The following is a 21,981-nucleotide window of genomic DNA, read 5'->3' on the forward strand; positions in this document are numbered from 1 at the left end:
CTCGATTGGTCCCTTGGCCATAGATCGCCTCTCGGCAGGGGTGCGCACGCCGCGCCAAATCGAAATTATATGATCGGATCAGACACAGTGGTCGACATCGATACGCGCCATCAGGTCTATTTCGCCAACCGTACTGCCCTGGTCGCCTATGCCACGCGGATCGTCGGATCGCGGGAAACGGCCGAAGATATCGTGCAGGAGGCCTTCATTCGATTTGCGCCGGCAAACACCGGCAATCCGCCTTCTGCCGGACCGTCCGGGCTTTCGCTCGCGTATCTCTACAAGATCGTCCGCAACCTGTCCCTCGACCTCTTGAAGCGCCGCAAGATCGAAGCGCGGGAAGAGCAGAGCGAGCCGCCGTTCTGGTCGATGCCGATCGAGGTGCCGACGCCCGAGGACATCATTCTCGTCAGCGACGAAATCAGACGCATCTCCGGCATTCTCGAAGACCTTCCCGAGGAAGTGCGGGTCGCGCTCGAGATGCACCGTTTCGGCGGCTACACCCTCGAAGAGATCGCCGCCCATCTCGACATCTCCGTCGCGACGGCGCACCGCCACGTGCGCGCCGCCATGATGCGGGTTGCGACAACGCTTGCGGGTGGGGCCTCCTAGAATTTCAGGGGTCCCCGTGTGAAAAAAAATCGGGTGCTGGTCGTCTTTATGACAGAGCGAAAGTACCACGGAAGCGTCCCGCTTCCCGGTGACGCCGCTTGACGGGGTTGGGGGCTACAGAAACAAAGTGCTAGGGCGTCGAACATCCAAGCGGCAGGCAGGGCTTTGACCAAGGACAACCACATATCGGAGGCGCTGCTCGAAGAGGCCATGGATTGGTTCCTCGAGCTGAAGGCGCGCCCGAACTGTCGCGACACGCAAGCCCGGTTCCGCGCCTGGCTGGGCCAGTCGGAATTGCATGGCCAAGCCTGGCAGACGGCGTTGCGGACCTGGCAGCTGCTCGGTGAGGTGCCGCCGGTGCACGAGCATCTATGGCGTGGGGCAAGGCCGTCCGTTTTCGTCGAGCCACCGGTCCGCCAACGTCGCCGGATGGGAACGGGCGGCTTGGTCGCCGGCGTGGCGCTGGCGCTTGCTGCCTGCCTCGTCCTCTTCGTCTCCCTGCCGTCGCTTCTCGTGTGGTGGCAGGCCGATCACGTGACCGAGACGGCGCAAAACAGGACGATTACGCTTGCGGACGGGACGATCATCGAAATGGGCGGCGGCAGCGCCATCGCCACCGACATCAGCGCCGGCACCCGCCATGTCAGGCTGCTGAAGGGCGAAGCCTATTTCAACGTCGCCCGCGATCCCTCGCGTCCCTTTGTCGTTGAGGCGGGTGGCGTCGAGGTGTCCGTGCTGGGGACTGCGTTTGATGTGCAGCTGGCGAGCACGGAGACGACCGTCGAGCTGGCGCACGGCACGGTGGCCGTCTCCTATAGTGCAAACGCGCACAAGCAGAATTTCGAACTGGCCCCGGGAGAAATGGCGACGGTGAGCCATGCGACCGGCGCAGTCTTGCGAAGCGCGATCGCGGCGGATGATATCGGCGCCTGGCGAAGCGGCAGGATGTTCGTCAATGATGTCACGGTCGCCGCTGCCGCCGAGCGGCTGCAGCGCTACCATTCCGCCTGGATTTCCATTCCGCAGCCGGATCTGGCAGGGCGGCGTGTAACCGGCGTCTACGATCTGAAGGATCCGGATCGGGCGCTCCAGGCGCTGGTGCAGCCTTTCGGCGGCAAGGTACGCGAGGTGACCCCCTATGGCCGCATCCTGACGCGGTTTTAATTGGAGTAAAAAAATCAGGAAAAAATCGCGCGCCGGTGAAAAAAAATCCGGGGCCGGTCGTCTTTGGTTGGAAACGCGCGCCCGCAAGGCCGCGTGGAATGCCGAGACGGGGGTAAAATGCGTTCGCCGAAATGCCGCAAGGGACATCTGAAATTCGATACGGGACGTCGCCGTGAAAGACGGCGCCTGCTGACGACGACGGCGATCGCCGCGTTTTCCTCCCTCGCGCTGATGCCCGTTTCCACGGCCTCCGCCCAGCAGACCACGTCGCGCGTCAGCAACGCCCGCAGCTTCGACATCCCGTCGCAGCCGCTTTCCACCGCGCTCAACGCCTTCGGGCGGCAGTCCGGCCTGCAGGTGACCCTGGCGGCTTCCACCTCGCAGGGGCTTCGCTCGGCGACGGTCAGCGGAACGATGACGGCGGACCAGGCGCTTGCCCGGCTTTTGTCGGGCACCGGCATTTCCTACAGGATATCGGGCGGCACCGCGCTGGTCGGCTCGGCCGTGTCGGCGGGTAGCAGCGCTGCTGTCGCTGCGGACGGAGCAACGGTGCTCGATCCGATTTCGGCCTTCGGTGCCGGGCCGCTCGGCGCCGGCGAGATCGTCATCTCGTCGGAAGACCTGAAGCGCAAGAACCCCGCCAACATTGCCGACGTGTTTTCCGGCGAGCCCGGCATTTCGGTCGGCAGCTCGTTGCCGATGTCGCAGAAGGTCTACGTCCACGGCATCGAGGAAACCAGCCTCGCCGTGACGATGGACGGCGGCCGACAGAACAACAAGGTCTTCCACCACAACGGCACCAACCTCATTGACCCCGGCCTGCTGAAGGCCGTCAACGTCGATGCCGGCGTTGCGCCGGCCGATGCCGGTCCCGGGGCGCTTGCCGGCGCGATTGCTTACGAGACGATCGACGCGCGCGATCTGCTCGATGGCGACGGCTTCGGCGGCTTTGTCACGTCGAGCTACAATTTCAACAGCGACACGGTGACGACCGGGATCTCCGCATACGGCATGCGCGACGGGCTCGAGTTTCTCGGCTACTTCAATTTCGGCAACGGCAACGATTTCACCGCCGGCAACGGGCAGGACGTGGAAGGCACCTCGACAGACGTGTTGAGCGGGCTTGGCAAGCTTGCCTACGAGTTCGACAGCGGCGACCGTTTCGAGATCAGCCACGACCGCATTCGCGACGACGCGCCGCGTCCGTTTCGCGCTAATATCGGCTTTATCGACGGACGCCCACCATGGGAGCCGCGCGTGCGCGACTACATGCTCGACCGGCAGAACACGGTGTTTACCTATACCGACAGCACGCCGGAGGGCTGGTGGGATCCAACGCTGATGCTCGCCTACTCCAGGACGGAGGTCGAAATTCCGATCATCCTGCCGCCGCGCCTCAACATTCCGCCCTATCCCGCCACCGGCACCACGAGCAGCTTCAACGGCAAGTTCGAGAACAAGTTCTCGTTCGACATGGGTAGCGTCATTGCCGGCGTTGACTTTTATGACGACAAGGCTGACCTCGACGACATGTTCGATGCCAGCACCGAGAAGGCGCGCAATGTCGGCATCTATGCCCAGGCCCGGCTCGAGCCCTGGGAGAGAACGCGGCTCTCCTTCGGTGCGCGCGGCGACACGCAGCAGTTTACCGGGACGACGGGAGAAGAGTGGAACAATTCGGGCCTCAGCGGCAACGTCTCGGGCGAGTACGACCTCATCGAGGACCTGCTGACCGCCAAGGCGGGCTATTCGCACGTCTGGGCAGGCATTCCGCTCGCCGAAAACTTCATCATGAATCCCAACTGGAACTATGGCAGCGGTCCGAAGCCGGTGACGGCGGACAACTATATCCTGGGCCTGGAGGCGAACTACAACGACTTCACCGTCGAGGGCAGCGTCTTCCAGACCGATATCGATGACGCGCGCACGCCGCGTTATGCGGTCACGCGCGGGATCGAAGCGCATGACGTCCGCTCGCGCGGCTTCGAGATCGGCGCCGGCTACAGCTGGGGCGATGGCTTTTTCAAGGTGAAATACGCCAATATCGACGTCGAGATCGACGGCAAGCCTGCCGATTCTGATCTCGGCACCTATCTGGCCGCGCCGGCCGGCCAGATCATCACGCTGCAAGCGGTCCACACGCTGACGGACTGGGGCGTCACTTTCGGGGCCGACGCGGAAATTGCGCTCGACTACGACGACGTTGCCGACGGCAGCAAGCCCTTCGAGGGCTACCAGGTCTTCAACGCCTTTGTCGAATACGTGCCGCCGGAGCGACCGAACCTGTTGCTGCGCGCCGAACTGAAGAACATTTTCGACGAAACCTATTCGGACCGGGCGACCTACGGTCAGGAGTTCGGAACGGTGACGCCGCTCTACGAGCCGGGCCGTTCCTTCATCCTGACCGCCAAGGCGACTTTCTAGGGCGTCCGCGACCGCAACGGCCGCCGCCTCCAGGTGGCCGTTGCCTCAACAAGCGGAGGCGGCCACCCAAGCGCCGCCCACGCAAGCGAAAGCCGAAACAGGAGTTCCAGATGCAAGAAGCCACCACCCATTTTGCGACGGAAGACGGCCAGAAATACCTGACGCAGCTCTGCAAGCATTTCGCCCACAAGGTCGACGTCGAACAGGAGGGCCCGCGCGCCGAGCTCAGGTTTTCCTGCGGCACCGGCTACCTCCATGCCACATCAGAAGGCTTGAGCATCCGCGCCCGCTCACCCGATGACGCCAACCTTGCGGACACGAAATCGGTGATCGAAAGCCATCTTCTGCGCTTCGCGTTCCGGGAAGAGCCCGATCCGCTTGCCTGGCAGCCCGCCGGCTAAGCGAACCGCTCGCAAGCTAGTTCCGACAAGAAAATTCAATGTGTTGGTCGAAAGCGCCCAACGCAATTGCGCGGCTATGCGTGTCGCGTGCCGAGGATCAGGATGCAATCGTCTAGGCAAATAGCAGAAATCGCCACCTTTCAAAGCTTCGCAAACTGCTACCTGCGCGAAGTCAATCCGGGCATCCGGGCCATGCATCGCGCCGCAGGCGGCGCCGTCGATTGCGTGGAATGGTCTCTTCCCAGGCAGCAGATGATCCTGCGCGCCGAGGTGACGTCGCCGTCGCTCTGCGGCCCACACCATTTCGGCAGGGTCTGGGGCAGGGGCGTGTCCGACGCCACCTGGCGCCAGATTGAACTGATATCGGCCCTCCATATCCTGGTGCACGAATGCTACCGCCAGGTCGACGAGGCCAAGGCCGACGTTTTGCGCGGCTTCGAGCTCGAACTCTTGATGCGCGTGCTCGAAAGCTACCAGCAGACGGCGCTCTACATCGACAGGGCCGCGCCGGAGCCGGCGGACGGCGACCATTTCATCGAAGCGGAGCAGTCACTCGTCTTTGGCCATTGGCAGCACCCGACGCCGAAGAGCCGCCAGGGCATGACCTATTGGCAGCAGGAAAGCTACGCGCCGGAACTGGGCGGCCAGTTCAAACTGAACTACTTCGCGGCAAAACGCGGCGATATCAGGCACGATTGCGCGCGCGCGGTTGCAGCGCCCGAGATCGTGCGGTCCCTCGTCGGGCCGGATGCCAACGGGATCGCGCTCGGCGACGACGATTATCTGTTGCCAATGCATCCGCTTCAGGCTGAAGCCCTGCTGCTTGATCCCGATATCCGCGGCATGCTGGGGGAGGGGCGGCTGCGGCATCTCGGCCCCGCCGGCCCGGCCTTTACCGCGACCTCGTCGGTGCGCACGGTTTACGGCGCCGATGCCGGCTGGATGCTTAAATTTTCCCTGCCCGTGCGCATCACCAACTCCGTGCGTCTCAATCGTCGTCAGGAGCTCGAAGCGGGTGTCGCAATGGCGAAGCTGATTGACCGGATCGGTTTTGCCGAACGCTCGCGAAACTTCCGCATCATTCAAGACCCCGCCTATATCACGCTCGAGCTGCCGGGACGCAGCGAGAGCGGCTTTGAAGTCATCCTGCGGGAGAACCCATTTGCGGACGGCGGCGGGCGGGGCGTCGTCACCGTCGCGGCCCTGACGGCCGATCCGCTACCGGGGCTGGTTTCGCGCCTCGAACGGCTGGTTCGGACGGTCGCCGCCCGCACGGGCGAGAGCCTGCTCGATGCGACGCACCTCTGGTTTCGCCGGTATCTCGATTGCGCCGTCGAGCCGCTGATCCGCCTCTATGACGACTACGGTATAGCGCTCGAAGCCCACCAGCAAAACAGCCTGCTGGACGTCGGCACCGGCTATCCGTCCGTCAGCTACTATCGGGACAATCAGGGCTTCTATCTCTCGGAGCGGTACCGCAGCCTGATTGCCGGCCATGTGCCCGAGACGCAAACGATCGCGTCCCTCTATTTTGCCGAGAGCGAAATTCGGGATCGCTTCGCCTATTACCTGATCGTCAATCAGGTCTTCTCGGTGATCAGCCGCATGGGCCATGACGGGCTCTGCGATGAGAGCCTGCTCCTGCGCGAACTGCGCGCGCATCTCGAGCGCTATGCCACCCGAATGAGTGGCGCCGGGCGTGACTTTGCCCGTCACGTGCTCGACATGCCGACGATCGTCTCCAAGGCCAACCTGACGACGCGTCTCTACGACGTCGACGAACTGCAATCCAGCAACGCGCCGTCCCTTTATCGCCCCGTGCCGAACCCGCTGAGGGCGCCGGCTGTTCTGACTGCGCCGAGGACCGACCATGCCATTGCCTCTTGATCTCAAGGGCCGCCCGGACGAGCGGGTGCTTCGCCAGCTCGTTGCCGCGCTGCTGTTCGAAGGTATCGTTGAGGCCAGCGAGCACACGGATGGGGATGTCACCACCTTCCACTGGTCGATCGGCGGCCGGCAGTTCCGCTGCCACGGCGCCATCGGCCCCTTTGGCCGGCTCCGTCTGGCTGCCGGATCGGTAGAGATGCGCGATGATGCGGACGGCTGGGTCGTGCCGCCGCTGGCGCAGCTGGTATCCGTCCTGCCGGGCAGCGGACCGACGCGCGGAAAGCTGCTCAACGAACTCACGCAGACGATCGCCTTCAGCGCCTGGAACGAGCGTCAGGTACCGGCGCGGCTGCGCCGCGCTTTGTCATTTGCGGAGTTGGAGGGAGCGCTTGAGGAGGGCCATCCCTATCATCCCTGCTACAAGGCGCGTACCGGCTTTTCCGTCGCCGACCATGCAGCCTATGGGCCCGAAATGGGAGGAGCGTTCCAGCTCGTCTGGCTTCTGGTGGCGCGCAAGCATCTTCGCTGCGCGATCCCCGGTGACGAGGATGCTTTCTGGGAAGCGGAACTGGGGGAGGAAACCTGGTCCGAACTCCGGGCGAAGCGGCAGGAGCGCGGTCTTTCGCCTGATGCGTTCGGTCTCGTACCGCTGCATCCCTGGCAATGGCGCGAACTCCGTGAGAGACAGCTTTCTGGCTGGATCGCCGCGGGCGAAGCCCTTTGCCTCGGCCCGGCGGGGGACGGATACACGGCGACGCAGTCGGTCCGATCCCTGTTGAACCGGGACCGACCGTTGGCCGCGAGCGTCAAGCTGCCGCTCAACATCGTCAACACCTCGTCGCGCCGTACCCTTGAGCCGCATTCGGTCTGCACGGCGCCGGTGATCTCGCGCTGGATCGCCGAGATGGTTGCCGGAGATCCGGCCTTTCGCGACCGCTATCCGCTCACCGTCCTGCAGGAATATGCCGGCATCATAGCCGACAGCGACGGCCCTTTGGCCGGACAGGTCGCAGCCATCTGGCGCGAGAACGCGGAAGCGACGCTTGGCTCCGGCGAGGCCGTCATTCCCTTCAACGCGCTGATGATGGTCGAAGCGGACGGGCGTGCCTTCGCCGACGACTGGATCCAGCGCTTCGGCTTGATGCCCTGGATCAACCGCCTGATTGAAGTCGCGGTCCTGCCTGTCTGGCACCTGCTGGTGCACCATGGGCTTGCGGTAGAAGCGCACGGGCAGAACATGCTGCTCGTCCATCGCGATGGCTGGCCGGCCCGGCTGATCCTGCGCGATTTTCACGAGAGCATCGAGTTTTCGCCGGGCTTTCTGCGCGCGCCGGAAAAGGCGCCGGATTTCCTGTCGCTCGAGCCGATCTACCGGGAGGCGGAGCCCGACCAGTTCTATTGGACGGACAACCTGGATTCGCTGCGCGAATTGGTGATGGACACGCTGTTCGTCTACAATTTGAGTGAGATCTCCCACCTTCTCGACCACTGCTACAACCTGCCGGAAACGCTCTTCTGGCAGCGCGTTCAAACCGTGCTTGCCGCCTACGAGGCGGAGCACGGCGCGACGGAGCGGCTGGCGCAGCTCGGCTGCGACCAGCCCCGCATCCTGACCGAATCCCTGATGACGAGGAAGCTGCTCGCGCTCAAGCCGGAATACCACCACGAGGTGGCAAACGCCTTGGCCGCAAGGATGCTTCAACGAAGGAGAAAGCCATGATCCGTATTGACGACAGGCTCTATGACGAGGCCTATTTCAGCGCCAGATCGGCCGAACTCGCAGCCGAGATCGGCCTTGGCGCACAGGACACCGGCCGCTACGCCGTCTGCTTCTCGGAGACGGTCGATTGGCTGGCTCTGTTCTTTGCCATCCGCAAGGCGGGCGCGAGCGTGCTGCCGATCCATCCGGGCACACCCTATCCGGCCGCGCGCAAGCTCGCGATCGGCGCCGGCTGCGACCGGCTGTTCTACAACAGCCTGACGGCCGAAGTTCTCGAACCATCCGACCTGCTTTCGGCTGAGGGCACGCTGTTGCAGATGAGCTCCGGAACGACGGGCGCGCCGAAATGCGTGGCGCGCAACTGGACGGAAATCGATGCCGAGATCGAAAGCTATGTCGCCACCTTCCGCGAACCGGAGGACATGACGCCGGTCGTCGCCTGCCCGACCACCCATTCCTACGGGCTGATCTGCGGCATCCTGGTGGCGCTGAAGCGTGGGCAGACGCCGGTCATCGTCAACACCGCGAACCCGAAATATCTCCTGAAGGTGCTGCGCGAGATCGAACGGCCGCTGCTCTATTCCTCGCCGGCGATCCTGCACACGCTGGCGCGGCTGACGCCCGCGGGCGAACAGATCCACGCAACGATGACGTCGGGCACGCTGCTTCCCGATCCGTGGTTTGCCGACATTCGCGCCAAGAGCCGGTTCATGTTCCAGCAATATGGCTGCTCGGAATCCGGCTGCATCGCCATCAATCCGGATGTGACTTCCGCCGGTGACATGGGCTTCGTCCTGCCGCATCTGATCGCCGCCACCGGCAACACCGCCGAGGACGCGGGTGAGATCGTCGTTAGCAACGGCGACGGCGCGCCGATCCACACGCGTGACCTCGGCTACCGGCGCGCCGACGGCATGCTGGTCTTCGTTTCCCGCCTGGACGACATGATCAACGTCTCCGGCCTCAACGTCTATCCGAAAGACGTGGAGGATGCCGTCATGGCGATGCCGGCGGTCACCGACGCCGTGGCCTTCCGCAAGGCCGATCGTTTTGCCGGCGAGCGCGTGGCGCTGCTCTTTAGCGCCGAGGCGCCGGTGGCGCCGCAGGCCGTGCGCGAATGGTGCAGCCGACACCTCGCATCTCACCAGTTGCCGATGGAAATCCTGCAGATCGATGCAGTTCCGCGCCAGGCGAACGGCAAAATCAGCCGCCGCGATGTCGCGGCCCGTCATCTGGCAGGCGAATTCAACAAACCGATTGCGGGAGCCGCATCATGACCGAAAGCGAAGTTCTGGCGGCGATCGAGGCCGTCCTGACCGACAAAATGGCGCATGGACATATGGACGGCTTCGGCCTCGATGCCCGTCTCAACGAAGATCTCTATCTCGACTCCGTGCTGATCCTCGAAATCTTCCTCAATCTCGAGCTCGAATACGGGTTGTCGGTGCCGGAAGAGGCGATCGCAAAACGGGAGATCGAAACGGTCGCCGATCTCGTCGCGCTCTATGTGCCGAAGCCGACCGCCGCCATCGTGCCCGCCTTTCCGCTCACCGGCGGGACGACCGACGAGGGGGTGCACGGCGAGGCCTATTACGACATCAAGGTCCATTGCTTCGTCAGTTGCGTCTCGGACGGCCTGAAGCGAAACGGGCTCGATCAGCGGCCGTTCTATTTCGGTGTCTGGGACGCGAAGTTCGCGGTCAGCGAGCGTTTCGAGCTTCTCTATCATGCGCCCGATATCACCCAGGAATTCTTCCGTGGCTGGTTCGAGCGGCTTTACGGCGTTTCCGTCGTCGAGTGGTACGATCCGCAGCGCACCAAGCTCGACAACCTCGCAGTGCTGCTCGGGCTGATGAAACAGCGCGGCGAAACCGGCTCGGTCATGGTCATGCTCGACATGTTCCACCTGCCGGAGCGGGAGAACAAGTTCAACCAGAACCCCTTCCCGCACTATCTGATGCTGCAGGAAACGCCCGATCCCGACAAATGGTTCGTGCACGACCCCGACTATCGCTGGGAGGGCGAGATTGCCCGCGAGAAGGTCGTTCACGCCATCATGCAGCCTACTGTCGGCGGCGGTTATGTCTTCGACAATGCCGAGGCGCGCGCGCCGTTTGCCGAAGATCTGAGGGCCTATTTCGAGGCCTGCTTCGTCCGGGACCGCAATCCGCTGGTCGATGCCGTCAGAGCGATAGTCGCCGCGCATCTCGACGGGACGAACGGTGTCGCACTCACTGATCTCGGCGCCGCGGTGCGGGAACTGCCTGTTATCACCGTCCGAAAATACGCCTATGAGCACGGCTTTGCCTTCTACTGGCGGGCGCTGAAGTTGCCGGCCGCCGAGTTCGAGGGCTGGTGCGGGGAGATCGAGGCGCTGGTTCAGTCGCTGAAGACGCTGCACTACGCCTGCATGAAGCTCGCCCAGACAGGCGATCGCTCGCTGTTGGGCGCCGTCATCGAGCGTCTCGACGAAGCCGACCGGCTGGAGACGAAGCTGAAGGTCAAGCTCGCAGAGGTCTTCGATCTCTGGTGCGATCTTGCCATCCCCCAGGAAATCCGTCCCTTGAAGAGAATTGCGCGATGAGAGTTTCGCTCTGCACCATCACTTTCCGCCACCATCTGATCTCGCTCGACGAGATCGCCGCCTGGGCCGAGGCCAACGACTTCCAGGGTATCGAACTCTGGGGCGCGCATGCGCGCAACCTCTCGCCGCGCGCGGATCGCAACGCCGAATGGCTCGACGGCTACGGCCTCTCGGTGCCGATGATCAGCGATTACCTGCCGCTCGACGGTGACGTGGAAGCGCTGCGGCACAAGGCGGTCGAGCTTTGCCGACTGGCGCGCCGGTGGCGCACCCGCAAGATCCGCACCTTCGCGGGAAGCCGTGGCAGCCTTGACGTCAGCGCTGACGAGCGGCGGGAGATTGTCGAGCGCCTGAAGGAGATCTGCACCATTACCGCAAGCTACGGCATCCAGCTGCTTGTCGAAACGCATCCGAAGACGCTCGCCGACACGGCGGCCTCGACGATGCGGCTCATCGAAGAGGTGGACCATCCCTCCTTCGCCATCAATTTCGACACGCTGCATGTTTGGGAAGGCGGCGACGACCCGGTCGCCGTGCACCGTGCGATGAAACCGCACATTCGCCACTACCACCTGAAGAACATCGTCGGCCGGGCAGAACTTTCCGTCTTCGAGCCGGCCAATGTCTATGCCGCCGCCGGCAGCCGGCGCGGGATGACGCGGCTCTTCGAAGGCGCCGTCGACTACGACCGTTTCCTCTCGGAAATTGCAGGTGACCCGCAGGCCGATGCGTCGCTGGAATGGTTCGGCAACGATTGCTTCGAGACCCTGCGTCGCGATCGCAGGCAGGTCCGCGAGGCGGTTGACGGGACCGAGCCGAACCGCCGGGCCGCCGGCCAATAGGCGTTACGCATCATGATGGCCCGGACGTCTGCGCGCCGGCTCGTGTCGGCTCGGGGCCTATTGTGTCTGAAGCCTGTAGATCTCGGTCTCTTCGCTTCGGCCGGCCAGACAATGTTTGCCGAGCTGGGCGAGATCGGAGCGATCGTCATCAGCCACCAGACCGAAGGTTTCGCCGCTCAGGAGGATCATTACCTCTTCACTTGGCGCGATCGATTTGCCGAGCTGCTCCAGCCGGTTGCAGGCGTTCACCGTGTCGCCGACGATCGTATAGGCCGACCGACCGGTCATGCCGATATTGCCGGCAACGACCGACCCGGAATGGATGCCGATGCGCACCCTGAGGGGCGGCAGGCCCTTTAGGCGTCGCTCGGCGTTGTCGCTGGCGATCGATTTGGCGATCGCCCGCGCTGCCCGGATTGCCCGATCTGCATGGTCCATTTGCGCGTCGGGTGCGCCCCAGAAGGCCATGACGCAATCACCGATGAACTTGTCGATGGTGCCGCCTTCGCTTTCGATGCAGTGGCCGAGCAGGTCGAAGTGGCTGTTGAGCAGTGCCGCCACGTCGCCGGCGCTGGTCTTTTCTGCCGTCGCGGTGAAATCGACCACATCGGTGAACATGATGGTGACGGTGCGCTGGGTGGATGCCAGGTCCTCACGACCGATCAAGTGGCGCACGAGCTTCTTCGGCACATAGGTCTCAAGCCAGCGCAGCCCAGTCAGCATCGTGTTGTAGGCCTTAGCCTGCTCGTCGAGTTCGGTGAAGAGGCTGCCGGGAAGCGGCCGCAGAGCGGCAAAATCGAGCATGCCGACGGCACGGACCTCACGCGCCATGCTGGTGACCGGGCGAACGATCAGGCGACCGACAACCCACGCGATGACGATCGCGACGAACAGCACCGCGAGGCCGGCAATGCCGGCCCGCAGCAGGTCCCACACCGGCTTCTCGACCGCTTCGATCGGAACCTCGACACCGATAATGAGCGGAGAGGGAGCGTAGCCGCGGATCTCGCGCGTCAGGACGACCCGTCCGTCGTCCCCGAGCTTGACCGCGCGTATCTCCATGTCCGAATCGTCGAAGGTCTCGGCCGGTTCTTTCCACAGTGCGGCGAGAAAAGGGTCGCCCAGTTCGTCGAGCTTCGGCAACCGATGCTCCGCCGAAAGGAGCGGATGTCCCGCGGCCATCAGCGGATGGGCGAGAACCTGGTCGCGGCCGTAGAGGACGAAGGGCGTCGCCCCCGGGTTCGAGACGGCAATCTGGCGCAGGAAGTCGGACATGGTGTCGACCGTTATCGTGGCACGGAAAACGCCGGCAAATTCACCGTTGTGGTTTGCCGGTTGCTGCAAATTCGTGACTGACGTGCGTATCGCCGGATCGGGTACGAAATAGACGGGCCCCCAGTGAGGCGTGCCGCTGCGCCGCGCTTCCTCGATCTCCGCGCGCTCGTTGTCGCTCGTGACCTGGTCGGTATAGGAAAAGACACCCTTTGGACCCTGCGTAACGCCGATGATATCGCCGTTGGGCTTCACGAAAGAGAGTACTCGAACTTGCGGCGTTGCCGCCAGAGCGCCCGTCATCACGCGTTCGAACTTCGGCGAATCCTTCGGGTCGAGGCGGCCGGCACCGACCTCTCGCGCCAGAAAGGCGAGCTGATCCTCCACAGGCGAGAAGCGGCTGCCGATTTGCGTCTGCACCGCCTCCAGGCCGAGATGCGCCGATTGCACGAGCAGGTCGCGGGTCGTGCCCGCTGACATGAACCAGACGACCGAGAGGATGACGGCTGCGGTCAGGGCGACCAGGGCTGCCATCACGATCGCCAGGGTGCGCGACAGGGAGATGGTTCGGTTGGGTTTTTCGGCGTTAGTCGCCTTGGTCGTCTGCACCAGCATGCCTCATGTTGCAGCAGGTGCTCGCCATTCGCGCGGCCCCGCAAGGAATGCACCCTCTTCTAGCTGTTTTGGGCTTTTTTCCAAGCGTGCGCCGGCCTTTCCCGTTCTGCGTCAATCTGTCCCTTGCAGCCGCCGGCTGATCGGCTCGAACTCCGGGGTCGCCTTGCGCGGCGTCGTGTCGCGCTCGTTGGCCTCCATCTGCTGCCAGTATTTCCAGCCGACCTTTTTCGCGCCGAGCTCGTAGTCCATGCCGTCCCAGGCATCCTCGCGGAAACTGTAGAAGGCCCAGTGCAGATCGTCCCTGTCGAGCGCGGTCAACACGTCCTCGAGATAGGTCTTGCAGCCGGACCAGAGGCGCATGCAGCCGAACTCGCCGGCAACCAGCCGATTGAGCGGCACGCCCTTGTCTTTTGCCCATCGCACCGGCTCTGCAAGATAGGCTTCGACCCGGGCCCTGTCCCACGTCTCCTCGCCGTCGCCGAAGGGCACCTTGCCGGGGTAGGCGTAGGGCTTGTCGCGCTTCATGTTCGGTGCGCTGGTCGCGGCATAGGGCTCATACATGTGGAAGCTGTAGAGCACCTTCTGGTCGGTGAGCGCTGCCGGCCAATAGGAAAAGGCGTCGGCAGCCGCATACCAGCCGGCATCCGCCATGATGGGCGTTGCCGGGTCGACCGCCCGGATGGCGGCGATTACCGTCTTGTAGAAGGCCCTGAGGTCCGAGGCGCTGCCCGCCTGGTCGCCGTACCAGGCTTGCATCGTCTTTCGGTCGGCATGTTCGGCAAGGCCGTTCCTCTTTTCAGGCGCCGGCTCGTTGACGATGTTGTAGGCGGCGACCGCGGGATGATCCTTCAGCGCGCGGGCCAGATCCTGCCAGAAGGCTGCTGCCTGGCCCCACCAGATCTTGTCCTGCCAGAGACGGCCGTCGAACCGGTTGCCGTTGTTCTGCGCCCAGCGCATGCCGGGCAGCGACAGCGGCGCGATGACGACCTTGAGGCCCGCCTTGTCGGCCCGGTCGAGGGTCTCCTTCAGCGTCTTGAGGTCTGCCGCCGGTATGCCTTCGTATTTGTCGGCGTCGCCGATCAGATAGTCGCGCTTGGCCGGCTCCCACTTGTCGTAGGACAGGCGCACCCAGGTGGCGCCGTAGCCGGCCAAGGCCCTGAAATAGGCGTCGTCCGGGGGCAGCCGGTTGAAGCTGTTGCCGCCATGCTGCGGCTTATCCCAGAAGGTGATGAGATCGGCGGCACTGGCGGAGCCCGCAAGGCTGCAAGCGAGGAGGGCGGAGGCAATCAGGCGCATTCGGTCGGTCCTTCTGGAGTTCTTGGCCTTCGCGGCTCTTGGTTTGGCGCGGCCAACCTACCGGCGGATCGTTTCGCTGAAGTTCCCTGGGGAACAGCGTCAGGGTTCAAAGCGAGTTTGCGAAACCCATTGGCGGTGACTGATGCCGAGCGGTTTCGTTCTTCGCGAGAAAAAGGCCTCGCAGCGGATCAGTGATCCGCTGCGAGGCCCGCTTGCCTGGATATCTTCGCGATCAGTCGGAAAGCGCTGTCGCCGCCTTCTCAATCAGTTCGGCGACGGCGGCCGGCTGGGACAGAAAGACCGCATGACTTACCTTGACCTCGACCGTATCGCTGCCGGCACGCTTGGCCATCGTCCGCATCAGGTCCGGATGAATGGCCCGGTCTTCGGTCGCAATCAGCGCCCAGCTCTTCTTGCCCTTCCAGGCCGGTGCCGTGATCTTCGTCTCGAAGGCAGATTTTGCCGGGAAGACCTGGGAATGAGCCATGAAACGGGCTTCTACCTCGGGAACGTCGGCGGCGAAGTCCGCGGCGAAGACTTCCGGATCGAGATAGAGATATCCGTCGTCCGTTGCCGCGATGCCCTTGGTTGCAGCCGGCTTCCTGGCTGCCAGGTCAAGCAGAGTTTCGCCAGCATCCGGCTGAAAGGCTGCGACATAGACGAGGCCGGCGACGTTTTCGGAAGTCCCGGCTTCGGTGACGATCATGCCGCCATAGCTGTGGCCAACGAGGACCGATGGGCCGTCCTGAAGGTCGAGGATGCGTTTGGTTGCCGCGACATCGTCGCCAAGCGAGGTCATCGGCGGTTGGACGACCGTGACGGTGAAGCCTTTGGTGGTCAAAAGGTCGAAGACCTTGCGCCAGCTCGAGCCGTCGGCGAGTGCGCCGTGCACGATGACGACATTCTTGACGGGTTCGGCCAGGGCATGCCCAAGCGGGGCCGCCGCCAAAGCCAGGAGTGTGGCAGCCAGGATTCTCATCTTTCGCATTCTTAGGTCCTTTCCTTGAGAGCGGAGTGATTGTTCCCCGACAAGCGGCGTCTTCTTCGGGTGACGCTTCTGGATTTTGGAAGGCGCACGCATGCTCTGGCCGCGGGGTCCGCGGCGCATGATGGTGCGTCTTCGATAGTTCGGACGGCGATTGCCGAACTATGGTAAGAGGAGAGCCGCTTGTCCGGCAGCGGTTCGCCGGCCTGCCGTCAGCGCCATTGCGGATGCCGCGAGCGCGTTGCGGTCGAGCCGGAAGTGGCGGTAGAGATCGCCGATCGTGCCGGTCTGGCCGAAATGTTCCACGCCGTGCGCGATGGTGCGGTGGCCGGCGACGGCACCGAGCCACGAGAGCGCTGCCGGATGGCCATCGAGCACGGTGACGATCGCGCAGTGGCCGGGCAGCGGATCGAGCAGCCGCTCGATATGGCTTTTCGCACGGGGGTTGCCACGGGCCCGTTCGCGCTGGGCGGCCGTCCAACCGGCATTGAGACGGTCAGCCGAGGTGACGGCGAGCACGCCAATGTCGCGGCGGACCTCGCCTATAAGTCCGGCAGCGGCAATCGCCTCGTCGGCCACCGCACCCTGGTAGGCAATGACGACATCGCAGTTTGGCCCTGGCTTGCGCAGCCAATAGGCGCCGTCGATTGAACCCTGGCCAAAATCATCGTCGACGCGCTTCAGCGGCTGTTCGAGCGGCTTGGTGGTGAGCCTCAGATAGACGGAGCCGCCGGTCTCGTCGCGCAGCCAGGTGCGCTCGTCCGGATCGTTGTCGCCATCGCGCTGCATGTAGTCGAAGGCCCATTCCATGATGACGGCGAGTTCGTCTGCAAAGGCTGGTTCGAACGCTGCCAGTCCGTCCTGGCTGATCCCAATCAGCGGCGTGCCGATCGACTGGTGCGCGCCCCCTTCGGGCGCCAGCGTCACGCCCGAGGGCGTGCCGACGATCATGAAGCGGGCGTCCTGGTAGCAGGCATAGTTGAGCGCATCGAGGCCGCGGCAGACGAAGGGGTCATAGACAGTGCCGATCGGGATCAGCCTTTTCCCGAAGAGCGAATGGCTGAGGCCGGCGGCGCCGAGCAATAGGAACAGATTCATCTCGGCGATGCCGAGTTCCACATGCTGGCCCTCCGGAGTGAACTCCCACTTTGCCGTCGATGGAATGCGGTGCTCGATGAAGGCGTCGGCGAGCGGCTGGCGGGCAAAGAGCTTGCGCCGGTTGACCCAAGCGCCAAGACTGGTGGTGCCGGTGACATCGGGCGACGTCGTGAGGATGCGTTCGGCCAGGTCCGACTTGCCCTTGGCGAGATCGTCGAGGATCTTGCCGAAGGCCATCTGCGTCGACACCTCGCGCTGGGTCTCAAACGCGATCGGCGGCACCTCGAGCCGGTGCTCGGCGTGGCGGCGTATGCCTTCGGCAAAGAAAGGGACCGCGGCGAGGAACGCCTGGAGCGCTTGACGATCCGCCACTCCGGCGAAAGGCTCCCATTCCTCGCCGCGCCCGACACCCATATGCGCCTGCCATTCGGCGAACTGGGTCGTCGTCATCAGGCCACCGTGATTGTCCTTGTGGCCGGCAATCGGCGTGCTCCAGCCCTTGATGGTATAGGCAAGGAAGCAGGTCGGCCGATCATGGTCGATCGCTGCGAAGGTTTCGGCCATCGTCTCGACGCAGTTGCCACCGAGGTTCTCCATCAGCGCTGAAAGCTCGGCATCGCTGCGCCGCTCGATGAGCGCCGAGACGTCACCCTGGTCGCCAAGATCGTCGGCAAGCCGCTTGCGCCAGACGGCACCGCCCATGAAAGTCAGCGCCGCATAGTCCTGATTGGAGCAACCGTCGATCCAGTCGCGCAGCTTCTCGCCGCCCGGTTCGGCAAAGGCCGCGCGCTGTAGCACGCCATATTTCACCCGCACCACGTCCCAGCCGAAGGCGTCGAAGATTTTCTCGACGCGCTCGAACAGGCCCTCGCGCACGATCCCGTCGAGCGACTGCCTGTTATAGTCGATGATCCACCAGCAGTTCCTGAGGTCGTTCTTCCAGCCCTCCTGCAGCGTCTCGTAGACGTTGCCTTCGTCAAGCTCGGCATCGCCGACGAGCGCGACCATGCGGCCGATCTTGCCCTCGCCCCATTGTTTGGCACGGACGAAATCCTGGACGATCGAGGCGAGCGCGGTGATGCCGACGCCGAGACCGACCGAGCCGGTCGAAAAATCGACATCGTCGACATCCTTGGTCCGGCTCGGATAGCTCTGCGCCCCGCCAAAGCCGCGGAAGTTCTCAAGTTTCTCGCGCGTCTGTCGGCCCATCAGATAGTGCATCGCGTGGAAGACCGGCGCCGCATGCGGCTTGACGGCAACACGATCCTCCGGCCTGAGCGCCGAGAAATAGAGCGCGGTCATGATCGAGACGACCGAGGCGCAACTGGCCTGATGCCCCCCAGTCTTGATGCCGTCGACCTTCGGCCGGATGTGGTTGGCGTGATGGATCATCCAGTGGGAGAGCCAGAGCAGGCGCTTTTCAATGGTCTTCAGATGGGTCGTGTCGGTCATCGCCAGGTTCCGATGGAGAAGGACGTAAGGTGACAGTCTAGGCCAAGGACTCAGCCGTCCTTGTAGTAGTAGCTGTAGCCGTTGAGCGCCGGTGCGCCGCCGAGGTGGGCGTAGAGAACGCGAGACCCCTCCGGGAAGAATCCCTTGCGGGTAAGGTCGATCATCCCCTGCATGGATTTGCCCTCATAGACAGGGTCGGTAATCATCGCTTCGGTGCGAGCCGCGAGCCGGATCGCCTCGTTGGTTTCCTCTGATGGTACGCCATAGGCGGGATAGGCGTAATCGGGATTGATCACGATCTCGTCTTCGCGGATCGCCCTGCCGAGGCGAACCAGTTCGGCCGTCGAGTCGACGATCTTTCGAACCTGGGAGCGGGTCTGCTCGAGCGTGCCCGATGCGTCGATGCCGATCACCCGATTGGCGCGGTCCTGTGCGGCAAAGCCGACGATCATGCCGCCCTGGGTGGAGCCGGTGACGACGCAGACGACGATGTAGTCGAAGGTGAAGCCGAGCTCCTTTTCCTGTGCCGCCACCTCTTCGGCAAAGCCGACGTAGCCGAGTGCGCCATACTTGTGCACCGAGGCGCCGGCCGGGATCGGGTAGGGCTTGCCGCCGGCATCCTTAACCGACTGGATCGCATCTTCCCAGCTCTTCCGAATACCGATGTCGAAACCGTCGTCGACGAGTCGACTGTCCGCCCCCATCAGCCGTGTCATCAGGATGTTGCCGACGCGGTCATAGACCGCATCATAGTGCGGCACCCATTTTTCCTGGATGACGACGCATTTCATGCCGATCTTGGCAGCAGTGGCGGCGACCATGCGGGTGTGGTTCGACTGCACGCCGCCGATCGAGACCAGCGTATCGGCGCCCGAAGCGATTGCGTCGGGCACGATATACTCAAGCTTCCGGAGCTTGTTGCCGCCCGTGGCGAGGCCGGAATTGCAGTCGTCGCGTTTGGCGTAAATCGCGACCTTTCCGCCGAGCGCCGCCGTCAGTCGCGGCAGATGCTCGATCGGCGTCGGGCCGAAGGTGAGGGGGTAGCGTTCGAACTTCTCAAGCAGTGACATGATCCAGGCCTCCGTGTGAAAATTGTAGGAGAAGGATAGGCGAATTCTCGTGAAAGGTGCTCTCTAAATTGCTGTCAAAATTTCGCTGGATAGAATACAATTCCGATCAAGTTTTGATTTTCTTCAATAAACGGGATAGATAATGAAAGATTCTTCCGATGATGATTTTGACCGGATCGATCTCAAGATCCTGCGTGCCCTGCAATCCGAAGGACGGCTGACCAACGCCGACCTTGCCGAGCGGGTAAACGTCAGTCCGGCGACCTGTCATCGGCGAACACAGAGGTTGTTCGAAGAGGGTCATATCACCGGTGTGAGGGCGGAGGTCGCGCCGGCAGCGGTCGGTCTCGGAGCGTTGGTGATGGTCGGCGTTGTGCTCGATCGTTCGACGCCCGAGAGCTTTGCGGCCTTCGAGGGCGCGGTGCTGGAGATGAAGGAAGTGCTCGACTGCAATCTCGTTGCTGGCGACTTCGACTATCTTTTGAAAATCCGGGTCCGAGACATGGCGGACTTCAACAAACTGCACGGTCAGAAGCTGATTGCGCTACCGGGGGTACGCCAGACGCGCACCTTCTTTGTGATGAAGGAAGTCAAGGAGAACGCCCGGCTGCCGTTCTGACGGTCGTCGAACGATTGGCCTTTCGCATCGAAGGGCACGCGAGACCCGGTACGTCTTCAGCGTGCCGGATGCGGCCCGATAGGTGCAACCCGGTCAGACCTGGACGAAGTGATCGTCTGCGACCTGCTGAAAGCGCCGCGTTTCCGGAACGTAGTTGGGCGCGCGCAAGGGGCTCTTCAGCTCGTCGCTCGCGACATTGCGGCGCGCATGGCGACGGGTCGGATCGGCGATTGGGACGGCGGCCATCAGCTTCTTCGTATAGGGATGCTGCGGATTCTCGAAAACCTGCGCACGCGAGCCGATTTCGACGATCTCGCCGAGATGCATCACGGCGACCCGGTGGCTGACGCGCTCGACGACGGCCATGTCGTGCGAGATGAAAAGATAGGCAAGGCCGAGGCTCGCCTGCAGGTCGAGCAAGAGGTTGATGACCTGTGCCTTGATCGAGACGTCGAGTGCCGAAACAGACTCGTCGGCGACGATCAGCTTCGGGTCGAGCGCCAAGGCGCGTGCGATGCAGACGCGCTGGCGCTGGCCGCCGGAGAACTCGTGCGGGTAGCGGGCGGCCATGTCGGCCTGCAGTCCGACGCGTTCGAGCAGGTCGGCGACCTTCTCACGCGCCTGCCGTGCCGTGCCGAGCTTGTGTTCGAGATAGGGTTCGGCGATCGCGGCGCCCACCGTCATGCGCGGATTGAGGCTCGCGAAAGGATCCTGAAAGATCATCTGCATGGTGCGGCGCATTTCGCGCAGCTGCCTGCGATCCATTTTGAGGACGTCCTGGCCGTCGAGCGCCACGGAGCCGCTTTCCGGCTCGATCAGCCGCATGATGGCCCGGCCGGTCGTCGACTTGCCGCAGCCGGATTCGCCGACGAGCGACAGCGTCTCGCCCGGCTGCAGACTGAAGGAGACGTTCTCGATGGCGTGGACGCGGCCTTTGAGCTTGCCGAGCAAGCCGGCGTGGATGTCGAAGCGCTTGACGAGGTTCTTGACCTCGAGGATCGGCTTGCGGCCGGCCTGGACCGTATCGGTGGCTTCCGCCGTCGCCGAAGGCAGCCCGGTCGCGGCGTCGATGACGGGAAAACGCATCGGCTGGCTTTCGCCCTTCATCGAGCCGAGCATCGGCACGGCCGAGAGCAGTGCGCGGGTATAGGGGTGTTTCGCCCGAAGGAAGATGTCCTCGGTGTTGCCGGTCTCGACCGCGTCACCGCGGAACATCACCACCGTGCGGTCGGCGATTTCGGCGACCACGCCCATGTCGTGGGTAATGAAGAGCACCGAGGTGCCTTCCTCCTCCTGCAACACCTTGATCAGGTCGAGGATCTGGCCCTGGATGGTGACGTCGAGCGCCGTCGTCGGCTCGTCGGCGATCAGGAGCTTCGGCCGGCTCGCGAGCGCCATGGCGATCATCACGCGCTGGCGCATGCCGCCGGAGAAGCGGTGCGGGTATTCGTCGAAGCGCGAGGCGGCGGAGGGAATGCGGACCTTTTCGAGCAATCGGATGGTTTCCGCCCGGGCGTCGGCCTTCGACATTGGCCTGTGGCAGAGAAGGGCCTCGGAGATCTGGTCACCGATGGTGAACAGCGGATTGAGGCTGGTCATCGGCTCCTGGAAGATCATCGCGACATCGTTGCCGCGCACGCGGCGCATCTCAGATTCCGGCAAGTCGAGGATGTTGCGCCCGCCCATCATCACCCGCCCTTCGACGCGGCTCGTCTCCTTCTGCAGGAGCCGCATGATCGAGAGCGAAGTGACGCTCTTGCCCGAGCCGGATTCGCCGACGATCGCCACGGTTTCGCCGGGCGCGACGGTAAACGATATGTCCCGGACGACAGGCTTCCAGGCGCCGTCGACCAGGAAAGAGGTCGTCAGGTTCTCGACGGAGAGAACGGGCGCCGTCGAACGGTCCGGCTGGGCTTTGGTCTCGGTCATCTCGTTTCCTC

At 63.6% G+C, this 21,981-nt stretch carries 16 protein-coding genes; 10 read left to right on the forward strand and 6 right to left on the reverse strand.

The genetic code is table 11. The features are described from left to right. The first annotated feature begins 69 nt into the window (after positions 1-69). The 9 genes from FA04_RS19980 to FA04_RS20020 all read left to right on the forward strand — a co-directional run bounded on the left by FA04_RS19980 (position 70) and on the right by FA04_RS20020 (position 11,634). Positions 70-612 carry an RNA polymerase sigma factor gene (locus FA04_RS19980; RefSeq protein WP_034787638.1) on the forward strand — a complete coding sequence of 181 codons (543 nt, stop codon included), beginning with the start codon at positions 70-72 and terminating at the stop codon, positions 610-612. Positions 613-777: 165 nt separating this feature from the next. Beyond that, entirely contained in the window at positions 778-1,776 is a 999-nt protein-coding gene (locus FA04_RS19985) for a FecR family protein (RefSeq protein ID WP_051659105.1), read from the forward strand. Positions 1,777-1,893: 117 nt separating this feature from the next. Then, on the forward strand, positions 1,894-4,200 hold the full coding sequence (locus FA04_RS19990; RefSeq protein WP_082936533.1) for a TonB-dependent receptor: 2,307 nt from the start codon (positions 1,894-1,896) through the stop codon (positions 4,198-4,200). 110 nt (positions 4,201-4,310) lie between these two features. Further along, a complete protein-coding gene (locus tag FA04_RS19995; protein WP_034787636.1) occupies positions 4,311-4,601 on the forward strand; it encodes a DUF2218 domain-containing protein in 291 nt (96 codons plus the stop codon). Positions 4,602-4,703: 102 nt separating this feature from the next. Further along, a complete protein-coding gene (locus tag FA04_RS20000) occupies positions 4,704-6,488 on the forward strand; it encodes an IucA/IucC family protein (RefSeq protein ID WP_034787633.1) in 1,785 nt (594 codons plus the stop codon). Then, positions 6,472-8,208, forward strand: coding sequence for an IucA/IucC family protein (locus FA04_RS20005; protein ID WP_034787623.1), 1,737 nt, complete (start codon positions 6,472-6,474; stop codon positions 8,206-8,208). Before FA04_RS20000 ends, FA04_RS20005 begins: the two co-directional genes overlap by 17 nt. Continuing rightward, positions 8,205-9,485, forward strand: coding sequence for an AMP-binding protein (locus FA04_RS20010; protein ID WP_034787620.1), 1,281 nt, complete (start codon positions 8,205-8,207; stop codon positions 9,483-9,485). Before FA04_RS20005 ends, FA04_RS20010 begins: the two co-directional genes overlap by 4 nt. Next, entirely contained in the window at positions 9,482-10,792 is a 1,311-nt protein-coding gene (locus tag FA04_RS20015; protein WP_034787617.1) for a DUF6005 family protein, read from the forward strand. Before FA04_RS20010 ends, FA04_RS20015 begins: the two co-directional genes overlap by 4 nt. Then, positions 10,789-11,634: a sugar phosphate isomerase/epimerase family protein gene (locus FA04_RS20020; RefSeq protein ID WP_034787613.1), complete on the forward strand. Its 846-nt coding sequence runs from the start codon at positions 10,789-10,791 to the stop codon at positions 11,632-11,634. Before FA04_RS20015 ends, FA04_RS20020 begins: the two co-directional genes overlap by 4 nt. A gap of 57 nt (positions 11,635-11,691) precedes the next feature. Here FA04_RS20020 and FA04_RS20025 read toward each other — a convergent pair whose 3' ends face one another. From FA04_RS20025 to FA04_RS20045, 5 genes are all read right to left on the reverse strand, one after another. Continuing rightward, entirely contained in the window at positions 11,692-13,515 is a 1,824-nt protein-coding gene (locus FA04_RS20025; protein ID WP_167550709.1) for an adenylate/guanylate cyclase domain-containing protein, read from the reverse strand. Between the two features lie 117 nt (positions 13,516-13,632). Further along, the gene (locus FA04_RS20030; protein WP_034787610.1) at positions 13,633-14,817 is read right to left on the reverse strand and encodes a glycoside hydrolase family 5 protein; all 1,185 of its coding nucleotides are present in this window, start codon (positions 14,815-14,817) and stop codon (positions 13,633-13,635) included. 232 nt (positions 14,818-15,049) lie between these two features. Further along, positions 15,050-15,796, reverse strand: a complete 747-nt coding sequence (locus tag FA04_RS20035) for an alpha/beta fold hydrolase (protein WP_418235971.1) — start codon at positions 15,794-15,796, stop codon at positions 15,050-15,052. A 168-nt stretch (positions 15,797-15,964) separates the two neighbouring features. Further along, positions 15,965-18,352 carry a 1-deoxy-D-xylulose-5-phosphate synthase N-terminal domain-containing protein gene (locus tag FA04_RS20040; RefSeq protein ID WP_034787602.1) on the reverse strand — a complete coding sequence of 796 codons (2,388 nt, stop codon included), beginning with the start codon at positions 18,350-18,352 and terminating at the stop codon, positions 15,965-15,967. A 50-nt stretch (positions 18,353-18,402) separates the two neighbouring features. Beyond that, positions 18,403-19,422: a 1-aminocyclopropane-1-carboxylate deaminase gene (locus FA04_RS20045; RefSeq protein ID WP_034787590.1), complete on the reverse strand. Its 1,020-nt coding sequence runs from the start codon at positions 19,420-19,422 to the stop codon at positions 18,403-18,405. Between the two features lie 142 nt (positions 19,423-19,564). On the opposite strand from FA04_RS20045, the gene FA04_RS20050 reads away from it, so the two are divergent. Continuing rightward, on the forward strand, positions 19,565-20,041 hold the full coding sequence (locus FA04_RS20050) for an Lrp/AsnC family transcriptional regulator (RefSeq protein ID WP_034787587.1): 477 nt from the start codon (positions 19,565-19,567) through the stop codon (positions 20,039-20,041). Positions 20,042-20,134: 93 nt separating this feature from the next. Here the strand turns inward: FA04_RS20050 and FA04_RS20055 are convergent, their stop codons facing one another. Continuing rightward, on the reverse strand, positions 20,135-21,970 hold the full coding sequence (locus FA04_RS20055) for an ABC transporter ATP-binding protein (protein WP_034787584.1): 1,836 nt from the start codon (positions 21,968-21,970) through the stop codon (positions 20,135-20,137). Positions 21,971-21,981: the final 11 nt, after the last annotated feature.

The organism is Ensifer adhaerens (assembly GCF_000697965.2).
Taxonomy (GTDB): domain Bacteria; phylum Pseudomonadota; class Alphaproteobacteria; order Rhizobiales; family Rhizobiaceae; genus Ensifer; species Ensifer adhaerens.